This window comes from Dyadobacter psychrophilus, assembly GCF_900167945.1.
Taxonomy (GTDB): Bacteria; Bacteroidota; Bacteroidia; order Cytophagales; family Spirosomataceae; genus Dyadobacter; species Dyadobacter psychrophilus.
The window spans coordinates 990600-1008227 of sequence record NZ_FUZA01000001.1 but is presented as its reverse complement, the minus strand read 5'-3'; the positions used below and the strand labels follow the sequence as shown (position 1 = coordinate 1008227).

14 protein-coding genes are annotated in these 17628 nt (G+C 44.9%); 7 read left to right on the top strand and 7 right to left on the bottom strand.

Features of this window, described 5'->3' with window-relative positions:
• The first annotated feature begins 4 nt into the window (after positions 1 to 4).
• The 3 genes from B5X68_RS04460 (at position 5) to B5X68_RS04450 (ending at position 5299) form a co-directional block, all read left to right on the top strand.
• Positions 5 to 2545 carry an ATP-dependent Clp protease ATP-binding subunit gene (locus tag B5X68_RS04460; RefSeq protein WP_082213426.1) on the top strand — a complete coding sequence of 847 codons (2541 nt, stop codon included), beginning with the start codon at positions 5 to 7 and terminating at the stop codon, positions 2543 to 2545.
• Positions 2546 to 2705: 160 nt separating this feature from the next.
• Entirely contained in the window at positions 2706 to 4382 is a 1677-nt protein-coding gene (locus B5X68_RS04455) for a carboxylesterase family protein (protein ID WP_082213997.1), read from the top strand.
• 32 nt (positions 4383 to 4414) lie between these two features.
• Positions 4415 to 5299 carry a sugar phosphate isomerase/epimerase family protein gene (locus tag B5X68_RS04450; protein WP_082213425.1) on the top strand — a complete coding sequence of 295 codons (885 nt, stop codon included), beginning with the start codon at positions 4415 to 4417 and terminating at the stop codon, positions 5297 to 5299.
• A 70-nt stretch (positions 5300 to 5369) separates the two neighbouring features.
• Here the strand turns inward: B5X68_RS04450 and atpH are convergent, their stop codons facing one another.
• The 6 genes from atpH to B5X68_RS04420 form a co-directional block, all read right to left on the bottom strand.
• Positions 5370 to 5906, bottom strand: a complete 537-nt coding sequence (gene atpH, locus B5X68_RS04445; RefSeq protein WP_082213424.1) for an ATP synthase F1 subunit delta — start codon at positions 5904 to 5906, stop codon at positions 5370 to 5372.
• A gap of 23 nt (positions 5907 to 5929) precedes the next feature.
• On the bottom strand, positions 5930 to 6424 hold the full coding sequence (atpF, locus tag B5X68_RS04440; RefSeq protein WP_229208278.1) for a F0F1 ATP synthase subunit B: 495 nt from the start codon (positions 6422 to 6424) through the stop codon (positions 5930 to 5932).
• 141 nt (positions 6425 to 6565) lie between these two features.
• Positions 6566 to 6829, bottom strand: coding sequence for an ATP synthase F0 subunit C (gene atpE, locus B5X68_RS04435; protein WP_026630873.1), 264 nt, complete (start codon positions 6827 to 6829; stop codon positions 6566 to 6568).
• Between the two features lie 46 nt (positions 6830 to 6875).
• The gene (gene atpB / locus B5X68_RS04430) at positions 6876 to 7970 is read right to left on the bottom strand and encodes a F0F1 ATP synthase subunit A (RefSeq protein ID WP_082213422.1); all 1095 of its coding nucleotides are present in this window, start codon (positions 7968 to 7970) and stop codon (positions 6876 to 6878) included.
• Positions 7971 to 7994: 24 nt separating this feature from the next.
• Positions 7995 to 8354: a hypothetical protein gene (locus tag B5X68_RS04425; protein ID WP_082213421.1), complete on the bottom strand. Its 360-nt coding sequence runs from the start codon at positions 8352 to 8354 to the stop codon at positions 7995 to 7997.
• 21 nt (positions 8355 to 8375) lie between these two features.
• Positions 8376 to 8624: an AtpZ/AtpI family protein gene (locus B5X68_RS04420; protein ID WP_082213420.1), complete on the bottom strand. Its 249-nt coding sequence runs from the start codon at positions 8622 to 8624 to the stop codon at positions 8376 to 8378.
• A 133-nt stretch (positions 8625 to 8757) separates the two neighbouring features.
• Between B5X68_RS04420 and porW the strand changes: the two genes are divergently transcribed.
• Genes porW through uvrC form a run of 4 tightly spaced genes read left to right on the top strand, consistent with a single transcriptional unit; the run spans position 8758 to position 16305 of the window.
• Positions 8758 to 10959, top strand: a complete 2202-nt coding sequence (gene porW / locus B5X68_RS04415; protein ID WP_082213996.1) for a type IX secretion system periplasmic lipoprotein PorW/SprE — start codon at positions 8758 to 8760, stop codon at positions 10957 to 10959.
• A gap of 51 nt (positions 10960 to 11010) precedes the next feature.
• On the top strand, positions 11011 to 13308 hold the full coding sequence (locus tag B5X68_RS04410; RefSeq protein ID WP_082213419.1) for a penicillin-binding protein 1A: 2298 nt from the start codon (positions 11011 to 11013) through the stop codon (positions 13306 to 13308).
• 18 nt (positions 13309 to 13326) lie between these two features.
• Positions 13327 to 14460 (top strand): glycerate kinase, encoded by a 1134-nt coding sequence (locus tag B5X68_RS04405; protein ID WP_141110189.1) that lies wholly within the window; start codon positions 13327 to 13329, stop codon positions 14458 to 14460.
• Positions 14461 to 14487: 27 nt separating this feature from the next.
• Positions 14488 to 16305, top strand: a complete 1818-nt coding sequence (gene uvrC / locus B5X68_RS04400; RefSeq protein WP_082213417.1) for an excinuclease ABC subunit UvrC — start codon at positions 14488 to 14490, stop codon at positions 16303 to 16305.
• On the opposite strand, the gene B5X68_RS04395 is transcribed toward uvrC, so the two are convergent.
• Positions 16272 to 17546 carry a BaiN/RdsA family NAD(P)/FAD-dependent oxidoreductase gene (locus tag B5X68_RS04395; protein WP_229208277.1) on the bottom strand — a complete coding sequence of 425 codons (1275 nt, stop codon included), beginning with the start codon at positions 17544 to 17546 and terminating at the stop codon, positions 16272 to 16274. The genes uvrC and B5X68_RS04395 overlap by 34 nt on opposite strands.
• Positions 17547 to 17628 lie beyond the last annotated feature (82 nt).

Below are 17628 nucleotides of genomic sequence, written 5' to 3'. Positions count from 1 at the left end.
CATAATGGAAGCAAAATTTTCGAATAGAGTGAAGGAAGTAATCACGATGAGCCGGGAAGAAGCCCTTCGCCTCGGTCATGATTACATTGGAGCAGAGCATTTGTTGCTGGGAATGATTCGTGAAGGAGACGGAGTGGCGATTGGCTTATTAAAGAAGCTTGGCGTTTCTCTCGACGATGTCCGACAGACCATTGAGCAGGCAACAAAGGGCGCAGCGACCAATAACGTTAAGAATTTACAAAATATACCCCTGACAAGACAGTCGGAAAAAGTTTTGAAAATTACCTATCTGGAAGCCAAAATTTTTAAGAGTAATTTGATCGGAACAGAACATTTACTGCTTTCGATTTTGCGTGACGAGGACAATGTTGGCACCCAGATCCTGCATAAATTTAATGTTAACTACGAAGTCATCAAAGAAATGTTAGAATATCAATCATCAGGATCCAAGCCGCATATGGGGCCGGAGACCGAAGACGGAGATGATGAGGCAAGAGGAGGCATGTTTGGAGGAGGAAGCGGCTCCGCATCAGGAAAAGAATCAAAAGGAGCAGAGAAATCACGGACTCCGGTGTTGGATAACTTTGGACGCGACCTGACCAAAATGGCCGAGGTCGGTAAATTGGATCCGATCGTTGGACGTGAGAAGGAAATCGAACGTGTTGCCCAGATCCTTAGCCGTCGTAAAAAGAATAACCCGATCCTTATCGGTGAGCCCGGTGTAGGTAAAACTGCGATTGCAGAAGGTCTTGCATTGAGAATTGTTCAGAAAAAAGTGTCACGTGTGCTTTTCGGAAAACGCGTTGTAACGCTTGATTTAGCTTCTCTCGTTGCAGGAACGAAATATCGCGGACAGTTTGAAGAAAGAATGAAAGCTGTTATGAATGAACTGGAAAAATCTCCGGATGTGATCCTGTTCATTGATGAGCTTCATACGATCGTGGGCGCAGGTGGTGCTTCCGGTTCGCTGGATGCTTCAAACATGTTCAAACCTGCATTATCACGTGGAGAAATTCAATGTATCGGCGCTACGACATTGGACGAATATCGTCAGTACATTGAGAAGGACGGCGCATTGGCACGTCGTTTCCAGATGGTGATGGTGGATGCAACTTCCATTGAAGAAACCATTCAGATCCTCGAAAATATCAAAGATAAATACGAAGATCACCACCATGTGAATTACACGCCTGAATCGATCAGCACGGCTGTTAAGTTGTCTGAAAGATACATTACTGACCGTTTCTTGCCGGATAAGGCGATCGACGTTTTGGATGAAGTAGGAGCGCGAGTTCACATCAGCAACATTACAGTTCCCGAAGACATTCTTGTTCTTGAAGAGCAGATTGAAAATATCAAACAGGAAAAGAACAGGGTTGTTAAGAGCCAGAAATACGAAGAAGCAGCTCAATTAAGAGATCGCGAGAAAAAATTGATCGATCAGTTGGAGCGTGCGAAGTTGGCCTGGGAAGAGGAAACGAAACAAAAGCGTTACACCGTAACCGAACATAATGTAGCCGAAGTGGTTGCAATGATGACCGGCATTCCCGTAACCAATGTTTCCATGGATGAAGGCAAGAAACTGCTGAACATGGCTGACGAGCTGAAATCGAAAGTGATTGGTCAAAACCCACCGATTGAAAAGCTTACCAAAGCCATTCAACGCACAAGGGTTGGTTTGAAAGATCCTAAGAAACCAATTGGTTCATTTATATTCCTTGGACCAACAGGTGTAGGTAAAACAGAGCTTGCCAAAGTGCTTTCTTCTTATCTGTTTGACAAAGAAGACTCGCTGGTGCGCATTGATATGAGCGAATACATGGAGAAATTTAGCGTATCGCGTTTGGTTGGAGCGCCTCCGGGATATGTAGGCTATGAAGAAGGCGGACAGCTGACTGAAAAAATCAGACGTAAGCCTTACAGCGTAGTCCTTCTGGATGAGATCGAAAAAGCGCACCCGGATGTTTTCAACATTCTTTTACAGGTGCTTGACGATGGAATCTTGACAGATGGTCTGGGCCGCAGAGTGGATTTCAGAAATACGATCATTATCATGACTTCGAACATCGGAGCGCGTGATTTGAAAGATTTCGGATCCGGGATCGGTTTCTCTACCAAAGCGAAAACAGAAAATCAGGATGATATTATGAAAGGCACCATTCAAAGTGCTCTTCGGAAAGCATTTTCTCCTGAATTCCTGAACCGTTTGGATGACGTGATCGTTTTTAATTCGCTTCAACGCGAAGATTTACACCGAATCATTGACATTTCACTTGGTAAATTGTTCAACCGTGTGAAAGGTTTGGGATACGAAATAGAATTGACAATTCCTGCGAAGGACTTCTTATCGGAAAAAGGATACGATCCGCAATATGGAGCACGTCCTTTGAACCGGGCGATCCAAAAATATCTCGAAGATCCCGTAGCAGAGGAAATATTGAAAGGCGATTTGCGCGAAGGTGATGTGCTGGTTGCCAATCACGAAGAGAACAGTGAACAACTTGTTATCAGTGTTCGTAAAAAAGAAGAAGAACTTGCCAATTAATCGGCGGATCTTTTAAAGTAACAATTGCTTGAAGAGGCGGGTCATTTGATCCGCCTCTTTTTGTTAACATTCATTAGCAAGAATGAAATGCATATTTTAGTAAATAGTCGTTATGATTTAGTTTATATTTAGCCCAAGAAAATTATCATATCAAATGGGAATGAAATTCTGGAATACGAAGCTTTTTACAATTTTGAGCTTGCTGTTGAGCATTACCTGTTTACAAGCCCAGAAACTTTCTCCCGGCCCGCAAGTCCTCACTTTCCACTCCGATGCTGACGACACTGAGCAGCCTTACGGGTTATATGTCCCTAAGAATTTTGATGAAAACAAAAAATATCCGCTGGTTATCATGCTTCACGGAGCGGGTTCCAATCACCGCCTTGCGCTAAAACGCGTTTTTGGCAAAACTAACGCCGAAGGTGAAACGGATGTCGAAGCTAGCCGCTATTTTCAGTCCTGGGAAGATGTTGATTTTATCGTTGCTTCGCCTTATGCAAGAGGGACAGCGGGTTATCAGGGAATTCCCGAAGAAGACGTTTATGACGTCCTCGATGACGTGAAAAAGCGCTTTAAAATTGATGAAAATAAAACTTACCTGACAGGCTTGTCCATGGGTGGGGGAGGAACATTATGGATTGGGCTCACACGGCCTGACATTTGGGCAGCGATTGCGCCGGTTTGCCCTGCACCACCCGAAGGAACATTTGATCTGGCTTCTAATGCATTGAATTTCCCTGTCCACTTTTTTCATGGCGATGCAGATCCTGTTGTGCCGGTCGATGGGACGCGGAAATGGGTTCAGCATTTGCAGGATATTGGTGTTGAAGTGAGTTATAAGGAATTCGTGGATGTGAAGCACGACAGTTGGGTGAGCGCTTATGACAACGAATTTATCTTTGAATGGTTCGGGCATGCCGAACGCAACCCATTTCCTGACCGCGTGAAATTTGTAAGCAAGCAATACAAATATAATAAGGCGTTTTGGGTTCAGTTTGATAAAATCAACTTAGGGACTTTGGCCGAAATTGATGCAAATCTGAACAAGCCCAATGCTGCTACTATCACTACAAAAAATCTGTCTGCATTCACGGTTAATCTGAAAGGCCACCCGAAATTCAACCCTGCAACTAATGTAACTTTTACTATTGATGGGAAAGCTGTCACAGCCAAAACGGACAGCTCTCTTTCTTTTGTCAAAAACAATAATGTATGGGGAGTCGCAACTAACCCAATCGCGACGGGCTTAGTAAAGAAGGCAGGCGCAGAAGGGCCAATATATGAAGCTTTTTCCAGCCGCCATGTTTATGTCTATGGAACTGCTGACAACCCATCTCCCGAGGAATTAAAAAAGCGCGTTGAAGTTGCTAATCAGGCGGCAGACTGGTCACATTACCGGGGTGAATTCCTGGGAAGGATCATGTTTTTTCCCAGAGTTTTGTCCGACAAAGAAGTGCGTCCCAGCGATCTGGAAACCAGTAATCTCATCTTGTTCGGAACGAAGGAAACAAATGTAATAATTGCAAAATATGCGGACAAGCTTCCTGTACACTTGAATCCAGCTGATAAAGCACATGGCCTTTTTTACATATTTCCAATTGACAAGCACTATGTTGCCGTCAGTTCCGGATTGCCATGGTGGAGCGGTGCAGAGGATAATGGCTTTCCCTTTGTGTCAGTAATGCATAGAAAACTTCCGGAGTTCAAGGACCTTTTGCTATTCAAGGATGCGTCGACTAATGTCATTGTTGGCGGCAATTTTTCAGACGACTGGAAAGTGACCGAAGATATGAAAACGAAGCTTACCAGTTCAGGTGCAATTACGATTACCAAATAATATAACCAACCCCAATTTTCGACATAAGACAGATGAATTACAACGAGAAGATTTCACGGAAGTCATTCATGAAAGCGAGTGCTTTTATGTTGGCAGCTCCCATGCTTTCAAAATTTGATTTGACGGCAAAAGCCCCTTCTAAAATAGGTTTGCAGCTTTATACGCTGAGAACAGACCTGGCGAAGGATCTGGAAGGAACATTGAAAAAAGTAGCGGCGATCGGATATAAGGAAGTTGAGCTTTTTGGATATAATGACGGCAAATTCTTTGGCAAAACGCCTAAGGAATTCAAGGCTATATTAGATGGCTTAGGTCTTGATCCGGTAAGCGGGCATTATGGCGCGGGCGTTCAAATGAAGGATCAAAAAGGAACGCTTTCAAACGACTGGCAGCGTGCTGTGGACGATGCAGCTGCAATCGGACAGAAATATGTGAACTGTGCCTATTTGACAGATGGCGAAAGAAAGTCGATTGAAGATTATAAGAAGTATGTCGATTTGTTCAATAAGTCGGGTGAAGTAGCGAAGAAAGCAGGTCTGCAGTTCGGTTATCACAACCACGATTTTGAATTCAAGAAAATGGACGGTCAGCTTCCTTACGACATCATTGCAAGCACAGACCCTAATTTGGTGAAGCTTGAACTGGACTTGTACTGGATCGTGAAAGCTGGCCTGGATCCGGTTGATCTGTTTAAGAAATATCCTGGCCGTTTCCCGCTTTGGCACGTAAAAGATATGGATAAAGGCGATCAGTCATTTGCAGAGGTAGGAACGGGATCCATTGACTTCAAAAAGATCTTCGACGCGCGTAAAATCGCTGGTTTGGAGCACTTCTTCGTGGAGCAGGATGTTGCCAAACGCCCTGCTATTGAGGCTATTGACATTAGCTTCAAGAATGTTACCAAAATGAAAGTATAGCAACATCTGGACATAAAAAAAGACCTGGCCGCATAGCAGCCGGGTCTTCCAAATTATGCAGATAAAAATATCAGTTTACAAACTGTAATTTAAGCTCGTTAAGACGGCTTCTCAATGACGCGTCAATTTGGCGGTCATCGATGGTAAGCACGTAGCCACCTATTAGATTTGGGTCAATTTTCTCAGCCAATTGCACGGTGCGACCTGTTGCGGCAGTAACAATGTCCGTAAACTGTTTACGAAGTTCGTCGGTCAATGGCGTTGTAGTAGCGACCGTAGCTCTTTGTATGCCCTGAAATAGATTGTAAGCTTTTACAAACTCATTCGCTATTTCATCCAGGATCGCTTCCCGGTTTTTCTTTGTAATAATGGTGAAAATCGCGTAAGAAACCGGATTGACGCGTGCTTCGAAAAGCGCTTTTAAAATATTCAGTTTCTTCTCGTGACGCACAACCGGGCTTTTCAATGCAAGCATTAAGCCCCTGTTTTTATCAGCCGTATCCTTAAATAAAAGCATATCCTGATAAACCGCTTCCAGAACATTCTGTTCTTTGGCAAGCTCGATCAGTGACTTTGCGTATCTGGAAGCAACTATACTTACTGACATCGTAAATTAATTTTGTATACTTTTTAGTTAAGGCGTGCAGATGAAGCAAGTTCTGCGATCAGTTGCTCCTGCGCTTCTTTGTCTTTCAATTCGCGGTGCAAAACTTTCTCTGCGATTTCAAGTGAAAGTGTTGCAACCTCTTTTCTGATCTTGGTAACAGCAACTTGTTGTTCGTTGCGAATAGCTTCACGAGCACTTTCAATCATTTTCTGCGCTTCAACAGCCGCCTTATCTTTTGATTCAAGGATGGTACGGTCAGCTGCGTCTTTCGCATCGCGAAGAATCTGATCACGCACTGCATTCGCTTCTGCGATCAGTTTTTCGTTGTCCGATTTCAACTGCATCATTTCAGCTCTTGTTCTTTCAGCAAGATCAAGTGCGCCCTGGATTTCGTTTTCACGGTCTTTAAGTCCTTTAATGATTGGTTTCCAGGCAAATTTGGCCAGGATGAAAACAACCAGCAAGAATACCACCAGCATCCAGAAAATAAGACCTGGGTTTGGAGTAAGCAATGACATAGTATAATGAGTTTTGAGTGTAAGAACCGCTCTCTTTTATTTCTTAGAAATCGTGGAAGCCTAATGCTTCCACGAAGAATTTCAATGTTACTTCCGACGCCTAATGCAAAAGAAGCAAGGACCGGAGTCCAATTTTTTTTACTACAGCTTGAACGAAATCAGCAGACAGATAACCGCTGCGAAAAGCGCAACCGCCTCGATAAGAGCCGCGATGATAAGCATGGCAGTCTGGATAGCACCAGCAGCTTCTGGCTGACGAGCGATACCTTCAACAGCGCTTCCACCGATTCTACCGATACCAAGACCAGCACCGATAGCAGCAAGACCAGCACCGATAGCAGCACCGAATACAGCTAGACCAGCACCACTTTGTTCTGCAGCTTGAAGCAAGATTTGAAACAACATAATTGTGTTTTGTTTAAAATATATAATTAATAAAAAAGAGATTCAATCAATGTCCGTGATCTGCGTGGCTATGCTCTTCAATGGCACTTCCAATGTACATGGACGACAACAGGGTAAAGATAAAGGCCTGAATAAACGCCACCATGATCTCGATAAAGTTCAGAAACAAGGCGAAAAGCGAAATTACCGGAGCGATAACAATGCTTTGGAAAATGAATATCAGACCGAAAAGACTTAGCAAAATAATGTGACCTGCTGTCATGTTGGCGAACAACCGGACCATTAGAGAGAATGGCTTCATAAATACACCCACAATCTCAACAGGGATCATAATCAGCAACAGAGGAACCGGAACGCCGTCTGGCTTAACAAGGTGTTTGTAATAATTGCCATTTGCATTCAGGTGAACAACGATGAATGTCAGAACGGCAAGTGTCATTGTCACTGCAATGTTACCCGTAACGTTAGCCGATCCCGGAAGCAGTCCCAGAATGTTGTTAACCAGGATAAAGAAGAACAATGTCAGCAGGTAAGGCAGGTATTTTTCGTATTTGGGGCCGATGTTAGGCTTAACAACGTCGTCGCGGATGAAGAGGATAATTACCTCCATAGCAGAGTGAAATCCTTTTGGCGCCTTCCCTTTATTGTTTTTGTAAAATCCTGCAATGCTTGTAAAGATCAGGATCAGAATAACCGCGCTCAATAGCATGGAAGCTACGTTCTTGGTAATTGAGAAATCATAAACCACGCGTGACTCGTCAACCGGAACAATCGTCTCGGCATCACCGTGAACCAGGTGATAACCATTGTATTCGTGGTGATCGTTGTGGAAGTTTGAGGATGAGAAAACTTCAATTCCCCGGTCTGCTGAGTAAAGGATAACCGGAAGTGGAATAACCACACCATGCGTAATTTCCCACTCGTGCGAATCCGCAATGTGGTGCATGATCATCTGACCTATATTGAACTTCTCCTCTGACTCTTCAAGATTATGTTCAATTTTATGCTCGGCCTGATTAATGCCTTCAACCACCTTTTCAGCTTCATGCTGTGTAGGTTCGTCCGCCCTTGCAGGAACATTCAAAAGGCAGGTTGCCGCAACCAGGGCAGTAGTAAAAAACAGTCTCAAATGGGTGTACATAAAGGCTTGAAATGCGATGCTTTGTCAATTGCGGCGCAAGTTACGATACAAACCATATATTTCAAAGCATGTATAAAATAAATAGAGTGCAAAAAAGTTGGTTATAAATAGGAATGAATCACTTAGCCCTTTGAACAAAAACAACGCAATGAAAATCAGGCTGAGAATGATCCTGCCAACGATGACAGCAATGTAAAATGTGACGAATTTTTCACGGTTGTTTCGAAACCCGATTTCCATGAGCCGGTGGGCAAAAAACGACAGCCCAAAAAAGAACACCAGAATGTACCATATATAAGGGTGCAAAAAGCGGTCGAAATGAAAATGCTGAGCAAGGAAAAATGCAATTCCGATAACAATAGTAACAGCAACTGTACGTAACATGCGAGGCGCTTTAAGTGCAATCTATTTTTTTGTGAAACCTTTGATCAGCAGATGTAACGAACCTGCAATGGAGAGCAGCGACAGCACTAATGTCCAAACCGGAACCTTGTTTTGCTGCCATTCGTCCAGCTTATAACCCCCGTAAGTGAAAATCAGGATGGTGCCGAGCATTTGGGTGGCCATGCCGGAATATTTCAGGAAACCCGACGATTGCTTTTGCAACGCCTTTTTTCGCTCGTCCTTTGCCGCGTCGTCATTGTTTGTTTCCATGTATTGGGCCGATAATATTGAGGTAAAATTGCTTCAAATTTTACAATTGCGCTTATCTTCGATACGTAATTATTTAAATTACCGTTTTAGTTTTGCTTATAAGGAGACAAAAGACATCCCTAACTTCATATTTGTGACCAACCGTTTTGCCCTTTACATCTGCCGGACAGTACTTTCACTCACCTTTATTGGTTTGCTGGCTTCCTGTTCACAGTACAGTACAAAACCTGCTGCAATCGGTTTTCACAATCTTTCTGCGCATTACAATGCCTATTTTATGGCTGAACAAAGCCTCGCTGAGGCGGAGTTTCAGATGAGCAAGGCTTACAAGGAGAACTATAATGAATTGCTGCCGATCCTGCTTCCTATGGATTCGGTGCTTTCGCTGCCCGTGAAATCGCAGTTGCAGGACGCCATCAAAAAATCATCCATTGTTGCCGAAAAACACCAGAATAGCAAATGGATGGATAACAGTTACATTGTTTTGGGTAAATCGAGACTGTACCTGGGCGAATGGGCGGACGGGCTGGAAGCGTTGCGCTATGTGTATGCAAACGGGCGGGACGAGAATGATAAAAACAATGCATTGATCCTGCTAATGCGGGCTTATACTATCAGAAAGGATTATTCCAATGCCTTGGGCGTGGCAGAATATCTGAGCCAGCAGCCGCTGAATAAGGCTTCAACCCGCGATTTTTACCTTACGAAAGCCTATTTGCACCAGCAGAACGGCGAGTATCTCACTTCGGTCGCTATCCTGGAAGAGTCTTTCCCGTTGCTAAAAAAATCAACGGAGACGGCACGCATTCATTTCGCCGCCGCACAGATGTACGACCGGCTTGGTCAGTACGCACTGGCTAACAAACATTATAAAGGTGTCAGCAAAAATCGCCCTGGATACGATCTGGGGTTTTATTCTGCTATGAATTCACTTCAAAACGAAGTGGTGCTGAATCCTAAGAAAGACCTGGACGATGTGGGCTTTGACAGAATGCTTCGCGACCGCAAGAATGAAGACCTTAATGATAAGATCTATTTCACAATGGGTTTGCTTGCGGAGCACAGAAAGCAGATTCCGGAAGCCATAGGATATTTGCAAAAGGCTGTTGCTGCTTCCAAAGGAACAAATCTGGAACAGAAGGCATACAGCTACCTGCAACTGGCCAGGATCAACTACGAATCATTGGAGAAATTTGAAGTTTCAAAAGCCTACTACGACAGCGCCCTCGCCATTCTGCCGCAGCAAGCACCGGAATACAAACTTGTTTCGGAAAGAAAAAGGGCTCTGGATGACTTTGTGAAGCATTATAGCATTGTAAGTGCTGAGGATAGCCTGCAAAAACTCGCGCAAATGAATCCTGCCGCGCTGGATAATCGGATAGACGCGATCATTGAAGCACAAGAAACCGCTCGAAAAGAAGCAGAAGCAAAAGAGAGAAAAGCGATGCTGGCCGCTCAGAACACCAATGTCCAGAGCGTGCAAAATCCGCTGATGAATGCGGGTGAACGTCGTTGGGAGCTTTACGATCCGGCGCTGATCAATAAGGGAAAGACGGAATTTAAGAGAGCATGGGGAAACAGGCCGCTGGAAGACGACTGGCGGAGAAGCAGCCGGCAAATGCGCTCATTGGCCGGTAACGACCGCAATGCCCCCGATTCACTCTCAGTGCAGACGGAAGCAGTGGCCGACAATAGTCTGAAAAAAGGAACCCCTGAGTGGGACGCGTTGCACACTTCTTTGAAACAAAATATTCCGCTGACAGAAGGCCAGATGGCAGAGTCGCAAAAACGGAAAGAAGATGCCCTCTACAATCTGGGCAAGATATACCGGTTCGATTTACAGGAATCGCAAAGGTCGATCAGCACATTTGAGCGGGTTTTGGCAGATTATCCCAAAACGCAATACAAAGAAGAGATTTACTATCTGCTTTATCTTACTTATGAGGCTGATAGTGAGAAGAGTACATGGAAGAATAAATTGTTCACCGAATATCCGACATCCACTTACGCCCGACTTGTTGGCAAGTCATCCGATAGTAATGTGGCGGGTTCGGGTAATCCGGTGAAAGAATACGAGGCCGCTTATGCGCTTTATTCAAAAGGCGATTATGCGAAAGCCCTTGAAGACATCGAACAAAACCTTCCGGCTTATAAAGGCCATATTATGGAAGATAAATTTGCACTTTTACGCGTGTTCCTGATCGGTAAAGTGCGGGGTAAAGATGCTTATACACAAGCCATTACCGAGTTTATGAGATTATATCCTTCCAGCATTTACCTTCCCAGACTTAAAGAGATGCAGGAGCTGAATTCCCTTTCCATGGGAAAGAGATAATTGGCCGAAATTGTATATTTGTCTGTTTACAATTAATTAACTCCGTTTTTTATGATTGAATTCCAACCCGGAAAGTATCGCCGCACCATAATCCGTCTATGGCGGTTTATCGGAATTGGACTGGGTCTTTTTATACTTTACATTGTTGCTGTAAGCTTCAATTTTTTCTGGCTTTTCGGCGGGATGCCCGATTTGAAAACACTGGAAAACCCTAAAAGTGAATTAGCCTCCGAACTGATCAGCGAAGATGGTAAATCACTGGGTAAATATTTCTTCGAAAACAGGACGCAGATTGACATTTCGCAGATTTCGCCCAATCTGATCGATGCTTTGGTTGCTACGGAAGATGCGCGTTTTGTGAACCATTCAGGAATTGATCCGAGGAGTTTGTTACGCGTTTTTAAAGGCGTTGTTTCCGGAAATTCAAGCTCCGGTGGGGGAAGTACGCTGACGCAGCAGGTTGCAAAAAACCTTTTTAACACGCGTTCGGAAGAATTTGAGGGTCTGTTGGGAAAAATTCCACTGGTCCGGATTGTGATTGCTAAAACCAAGGAATGGGTGCTGGCGGTAATTTTGGAAAGAAAGTATACCAAACAGGAGATCATGCAGATGTATCTCAACACGGTGTCCTTTGGGAATAACACTTACGGGATCAAGGTCGCTGCAAAGACATATTTCAACAAAGAAGCGTGGGACTTGAATGTTAACGAGGCCGCCTTGCTCGTCGGAATGCTGCAAAATCCGACGCTCTTCAACCCTTTGCGCTTTCCTACCAACGCCCTTAACCGAAGAAACACGGTTTTGGCACAAATGACCAAATACGATTATATTCCCAGGGAGGATTTTGAGCGATACAAAGAAAAGCCGCTTGGCATCGATTTCACGGTTGAAGGCCATAATACAGGATTAGCGCCCTATTTCAGAGAATCCATGCGCGGTTATCTCAAAAGCTGGGTGAAAATGTATAATGAGGAGCATGATATGAATTATGATCTGTATACCAGCGGTTTACGGATTTATACAACTATTGATTCAAGAATGCAGCGTTACCAGGAAGAAGCGCTTACCGAGCATATGAAAGAGCAGCAAAGGCTTTTTGACGAACACTGGAAAGGCCGTAATCCCTGGTCGTTTGATAATGGAAAAGAAATCCCCGGTTTCTTAACAACAGCTGCAAAAAGATCACCCCATTTCATCTCCTTAAAGCGTGATCTGGGTGAAGAAGAAGCATGGAAAGTGATGCGGAAACCATACAAAATGAAAGTTTTTAGCTGGAACGGGGAGAAAGAAGTCATGATGAGCCCGCTCGATTCAATTGCTTATTATAAGCGCTTTCTGAGAGCTGGAATGATGTCTATGGATCCCCGAAACGGCCATGTGAAGGCTTGGGTAGGCGGCATAAACTTCAAATATTTTAAATACGACCACGTTAAGCAGGGATCACGTCAGCCAGGTTCTACATTTAAACCATTTGTTTATGTATCGGCTTTGGATAAGAATTTTCTAACTCCCTGTGACCATGTTACAGATGCTCCCATCTACTTTGGACCTTCTGATGGTGTTCCTGGCGGCTGGTCTCCGAAAAACTCAAACAACAAATATTCCTATCAATCATTGTCCTTGCGACAGGCATTAGGGAAGTCTGTGAATACGGTGAGTGCCTACCTGATTAAAATGGTGAAAGCCAAAACCGTAGCTGAATATGCGCATAAGCTGGGCATTACCAGTAAGTTACAAGAAGTGCCGTCGCTATGTCTGGGCATCAGCGATGTGTCTGTGTTTGAAATGGTGGGTGCTTACAGCGCATTTGCCAATGGAGGCCACAGAACCGAGCCGATGACTATTTTGCGGATTGAGGACCGGTATGGCAACGTTTTGCAGGAATTTTTCCAACAGCAAAATCAGGAAATCAGTGAAAATATGGCTTATAATATGCTGTATCTGATGCGCGGGGCAGTGGAAGATCCGGGTGGAACAGCAGGAAGGCTAAGACAATATGGTGTAACCGACGGCAATGAAATTGCTGCCAAAACAGGAACCACTTCCAATTATTCTGATGGCTGGTTTATGGGGATGACGCAACATCTGGTTTCAGGAATCTGGGTAGGAGGAGAGGATCGGAGCATTCACTTCCGGACCATTGCACTTGGTCAGGGTGGGCGCATTGCTATGCCTGCATGGGGAATGTTTATGCAAAAAGTGTATAAAGATCCAACACTGGTCCAATACAGAAAAGAGCCTTTCAAAAAGCCTGAAAATTACGTGCGGGAATGCGGCGGCGTGTCCACCGACAGCACCGACACATATGTTCCACCTTCCCGCTCGGACGACGAAGGCGTTTTGTTCTAAGGGGTTAATGCGCTGATTGTGAACATTCTTGTCGCACCTGACAAATTTCGTGGCTCTCTTGAAGCAATTGACGTTTGTCGGGCGATCAAAGCGGGTATCTTACTGGCGTATCCTAATACGAACGTTACAACGATTCCGCTGGCTGATGGCGGTGAAGGAACCGCCCAGATACTCACGCAGCAGGCGCGGGGAGAAACGATAACGGTTGAAGTAAATGATCCGTTGGGCCGGGTAATTATGGCTTCCTATGGCCTTTCCGGCGACCGGCAAACTGCTTTTGTTGAAATGGCTGCGGCTTCGGGACTCGCATTGCTCGCTCAGGAAGAACGCAACCCGCTTCTTACCAGCACTTACGGAACAGGTCAGCTTATTAAGGATGCACTCGATAAAGGGGTTAAGCAAATAATCCTGGGTATAGGCGGAAGTGCTACAACCGACGGCGGCATTGGCATGGCTATGGCGCTGGGTTACCGCTTTTATAATGAAAATCATGAGCTGTTGATTGCAAAAGGCCAATCGTTGAACAGCATTAAGCACATTGATAGCAAAGAAAGCGATAGCCGTTTGCGTTCCGTTCTGGTAACAGTTGCCTGCGACGTCACGAATCCTTTGTTCGGGCCCAATGGTGCCGCCCATATTTACGGGCCGCAAAAAGGCGCCGGTCCTGCAATGGTGAAAGTTCTGGATGAAGGATTGGAAAATCTTAGTGAAGTTGCGTCAGCGGCGTTTGGAAAGGACATTGCCGGTCACCCGGGAGCAGGCGCGGCAGGTGGATTGGGCGCAGGTTGTCTTTGGTTTTTAAATGCTGTTTTAAAAGACGGCGTCAGTATTGTCATAGAACAGACACGCATTGCCGAACGCATTCAAAATGCAGATCTGGTCATTACCGGCGAGGGTAAAGTGGATGAGCAAACCTTATCCGGCAAAGTTGTAAAAGGGCTAGCCGATTTTTGTGCCGCCAATCGTGTTCCGCTTGCCGTTGTTTGCGGCACTTTACAGATCACGCCAGAACAGGTCCGTGACGCCGGCATTACTTACGCTGTCTCCGTTTTGAACCGGCCAATGGATTTAGATCAGGCTCAGGCAGAGGCTTTCGAGTTGGTTAAGGACGCAACTTTTCATCTTGTGCGGTTGTTTTTTTCAAATAGATAATGGCACAGCCTGTCAAGAAAATATTCAATGTCTGAATTTAATTATAAAGAAGAACTTACAAAAATTCCGCTTGATCCTGGCGTATATCGCTATTTTGATGAAACCGGGGAAGTTATATATGTGGGTAAGGCCAAAAGCCTTAGAAGCAGGGTTTCCAGCTATTTTCTAAAATCCAACCAGCACGACCGTAAAACCAAGCGGCTGGTAAGCCAGATCCGTCGCATTGAGTACACGATCGTGCACAGTGAATGGGATGCACTTTTGCTAGAAAACCAGCTTATTAAGCAGTTGCAGCCTAAGTTTAACATTCTGCTCAAAGACGATAAGACTTATCCCTTTATATGTGTCACGCAGGAGCGCTTCCCGCGCGTGTATGTAACGCGTAACCTCGACAGGACCAAGGGAACATTTTACGGGCCGTTTGCAAGTTTGCGGACTATGCACACACTGCTGGATATGTTCAAATCGCTTTATACAATACGTTCCTGCCAATTGCCCCTGTCGCAATCCAACATTGAGGCGGGCAAGTTTAAAGTTTGCCTGGAATTTCACATTGGCAACTGCAAAGGCCCTTGCGAAGGATTGCAGGACGAGGACGAGTATAATGCAGAAATCGAGCAGGTGCATAACATTCTGAAAGGCAATTTGTCGCTTCCGCAGCAGTATTTTAAGGAAAAAATGCTGAAAGCGGCCGAGCAAATGGAATTTGAAAAGGCGCATTCGTGGAAAACCAAAATCGAAAGCCTTTCTAATTTCCAAAGCAAAGCCACAGTTACGAATCCCAAGATCGGAAACATTGATGTGCTGACCATTGTGTCGGACGAGGAAGCCGCTTATCTCAATTTTATGAAAATAAAAGAGGGGTATATGGTTGCTACACAGACCGTTGAGGTAAAGAAAAAGCTCGACGAAAGTGATGCTGAAATCCTTGCGTTAATGATCGTTGAAATGCGTTCCAAGTTTGGAGCCGAGGCAAAAGAACTGATCTCTAATATCAAGCCCGATCTCGAAATGCGCCTGGAACTGACCGTTCCGCAAATTGGCGATAAAAAGAAGCTGCTCGATATGTCCATGAAGAATGTGATGTATTTCCGTCGCGACAAAGCGGAGCGCAGGGAAGTGGAAGCATCGGCAACTTCCTCTAAAAAGGACCGCATTTTGATCCGCTTGAAGAGCGATTTGCAGTTAAAAACCCTTCCTCGGCACATTGAATGTTTTGATAACTCCAACATTCAGGGAACGAACCCGGTTGCGGCGATGGTGTGTTTCAAGGATGGAAAGCCTTCCAAAAAGGATTACCGACATTTTAATATAAAAACCGTTATCGGCCCCAATGACTTTGCATCCATGAATGAAGTCGTGGGGAGGCGTTATCTCCGTTTGATAGCGGAAGAGCAGCCGCTTCCGGATCTGATTGTGGTGGATGGGGGAAAAGGGCAGTTAGGGGCCGCTTGTGATGCATTGAAAAGTCTGGGAATTTATGGTCAGGTGCCCATTATAGGCATTGCCAAAAGGCTGGAAGAAATCTATTTTCCAGAGGACTCGCTGCCCCTTTACATCGATAAAAAATCGGAATCATTAAAGCTCATTCAACAGATCCGGGATGAGGCGCACCGGTTTGGGATTACCTTTCACAGAGATAAAAGAAGCAAAGCCAGCCTGATAAGTGAGTTAGATGGTGTGGATGGCGTAGGTAAGGTCACAGCTACGAAACTATTGAAGTTCTTTGGGTCCGTTCGCAACATTCGCGAAAGTTCGTTGGAACAGCTGGCTGGACTTGTTGGCGTGGACCGGGCGAAAAAAGTAAGGGCCTATTTCGATGCGATGGCCGATAATGCCGAATAACTGGCCATGTTTTTTCCGGCAATGTAACCGGTTGTCCAAGCGTTTTGGAAGTTAAATCCGCCCGTAATTCCATCAACGTCAAGCACTTCGCCAGAAAAGTATAGCCCCGGAACTGACTTGCTTTCCAATGTCTCATGATCGATGTCCGACAGGGAAATGCCACCGCAGGTCACGAACTCTTCTTTGAATGTAGTCTTGCCTTTCACGTCAAACTGACTGTTTGTCATTAATTCAGTAAGCCGGTTCAAGGCTTTGTTGGTTGCATCCGACCAGCGCAACTCATCTGGAATCTCTGCCTGAGAAACAAATGCTTTCCATAATCGCGCGGGGATGCCCAGGCGGGAGTGTGATGCAATTTGTTGTTTGGGGGTTTTGATTTTTTCGCCTAATAAAAATTCCCGCACTTGCTGCTCATTCATTTGTGGCAGCCAACTGATCTTGCAAGTAAAGTTGTAATCCTTTTCCGCCAGATCCCGCGCACCCCAGGCGGAAAGTTTCAGTACTGCCGGTCCGCTAAAACCCCAATGCGTGATCAACAACGGCCCTTGCCATTCATGCTTTGTTCCCGAAATCTTCACAAGCGCTTCTTGAACTGAGACCCCGGCCAGCGGCAAAAGGTAATTCTCTGGCGTATTAAATGTAAAAAGCGATGGAAGCGGGTTAACGATCGTGTGGTTATGCATTTGCAGCCAGTCAAATCCGCTGGCTTTTGGATAACCGCCTGTTGCAATCAGTAATTTGTCTGCATAAATCTTTTCTTCCTCGTCGAGCTGGATGGAAAACCCTTTTTGTTCGCCGTTCGTAACTCGGGTAAATGACCTGACCGATATGCCTGTCCTGATTTCAATATTCAGATTGCGAGCCGTTCTGACCATACATTCAATAATCGTTTGAGATGAATCCGTAACCGGAAACATTCTGCCATCGCTTTCGGTCTTTAATTTAACCCCTTTATTTTCGAACCAATTAACCGTTGCCTTTGCATCAAAATGATGCAATAATTTGCGCAGCAGCTTTTCGCCTCTTGGATAGTTTTTGATAAAAAAACGCAGATCCGACGGGTTATGCGTCACATTACAACGGCCGCCGCCCGAAACCCGGACTTTGTTCAAAACCGTCTTATTCTTCTCTAAAATCACGATTTTTGCATCAGGATTTTGCTCAGCCGCGGTTATAGCAGCCATAAATCCAGAAGCTCCCCCGCCCACAACGACAATCTGCATATCACTTTTATTCATCATACAAAAATGACATGTAACTTTTAAAAACTGCAATTTCTTTTCATATCTTTCTCGACAGCTAAAATGTTTACAACCTAAATAT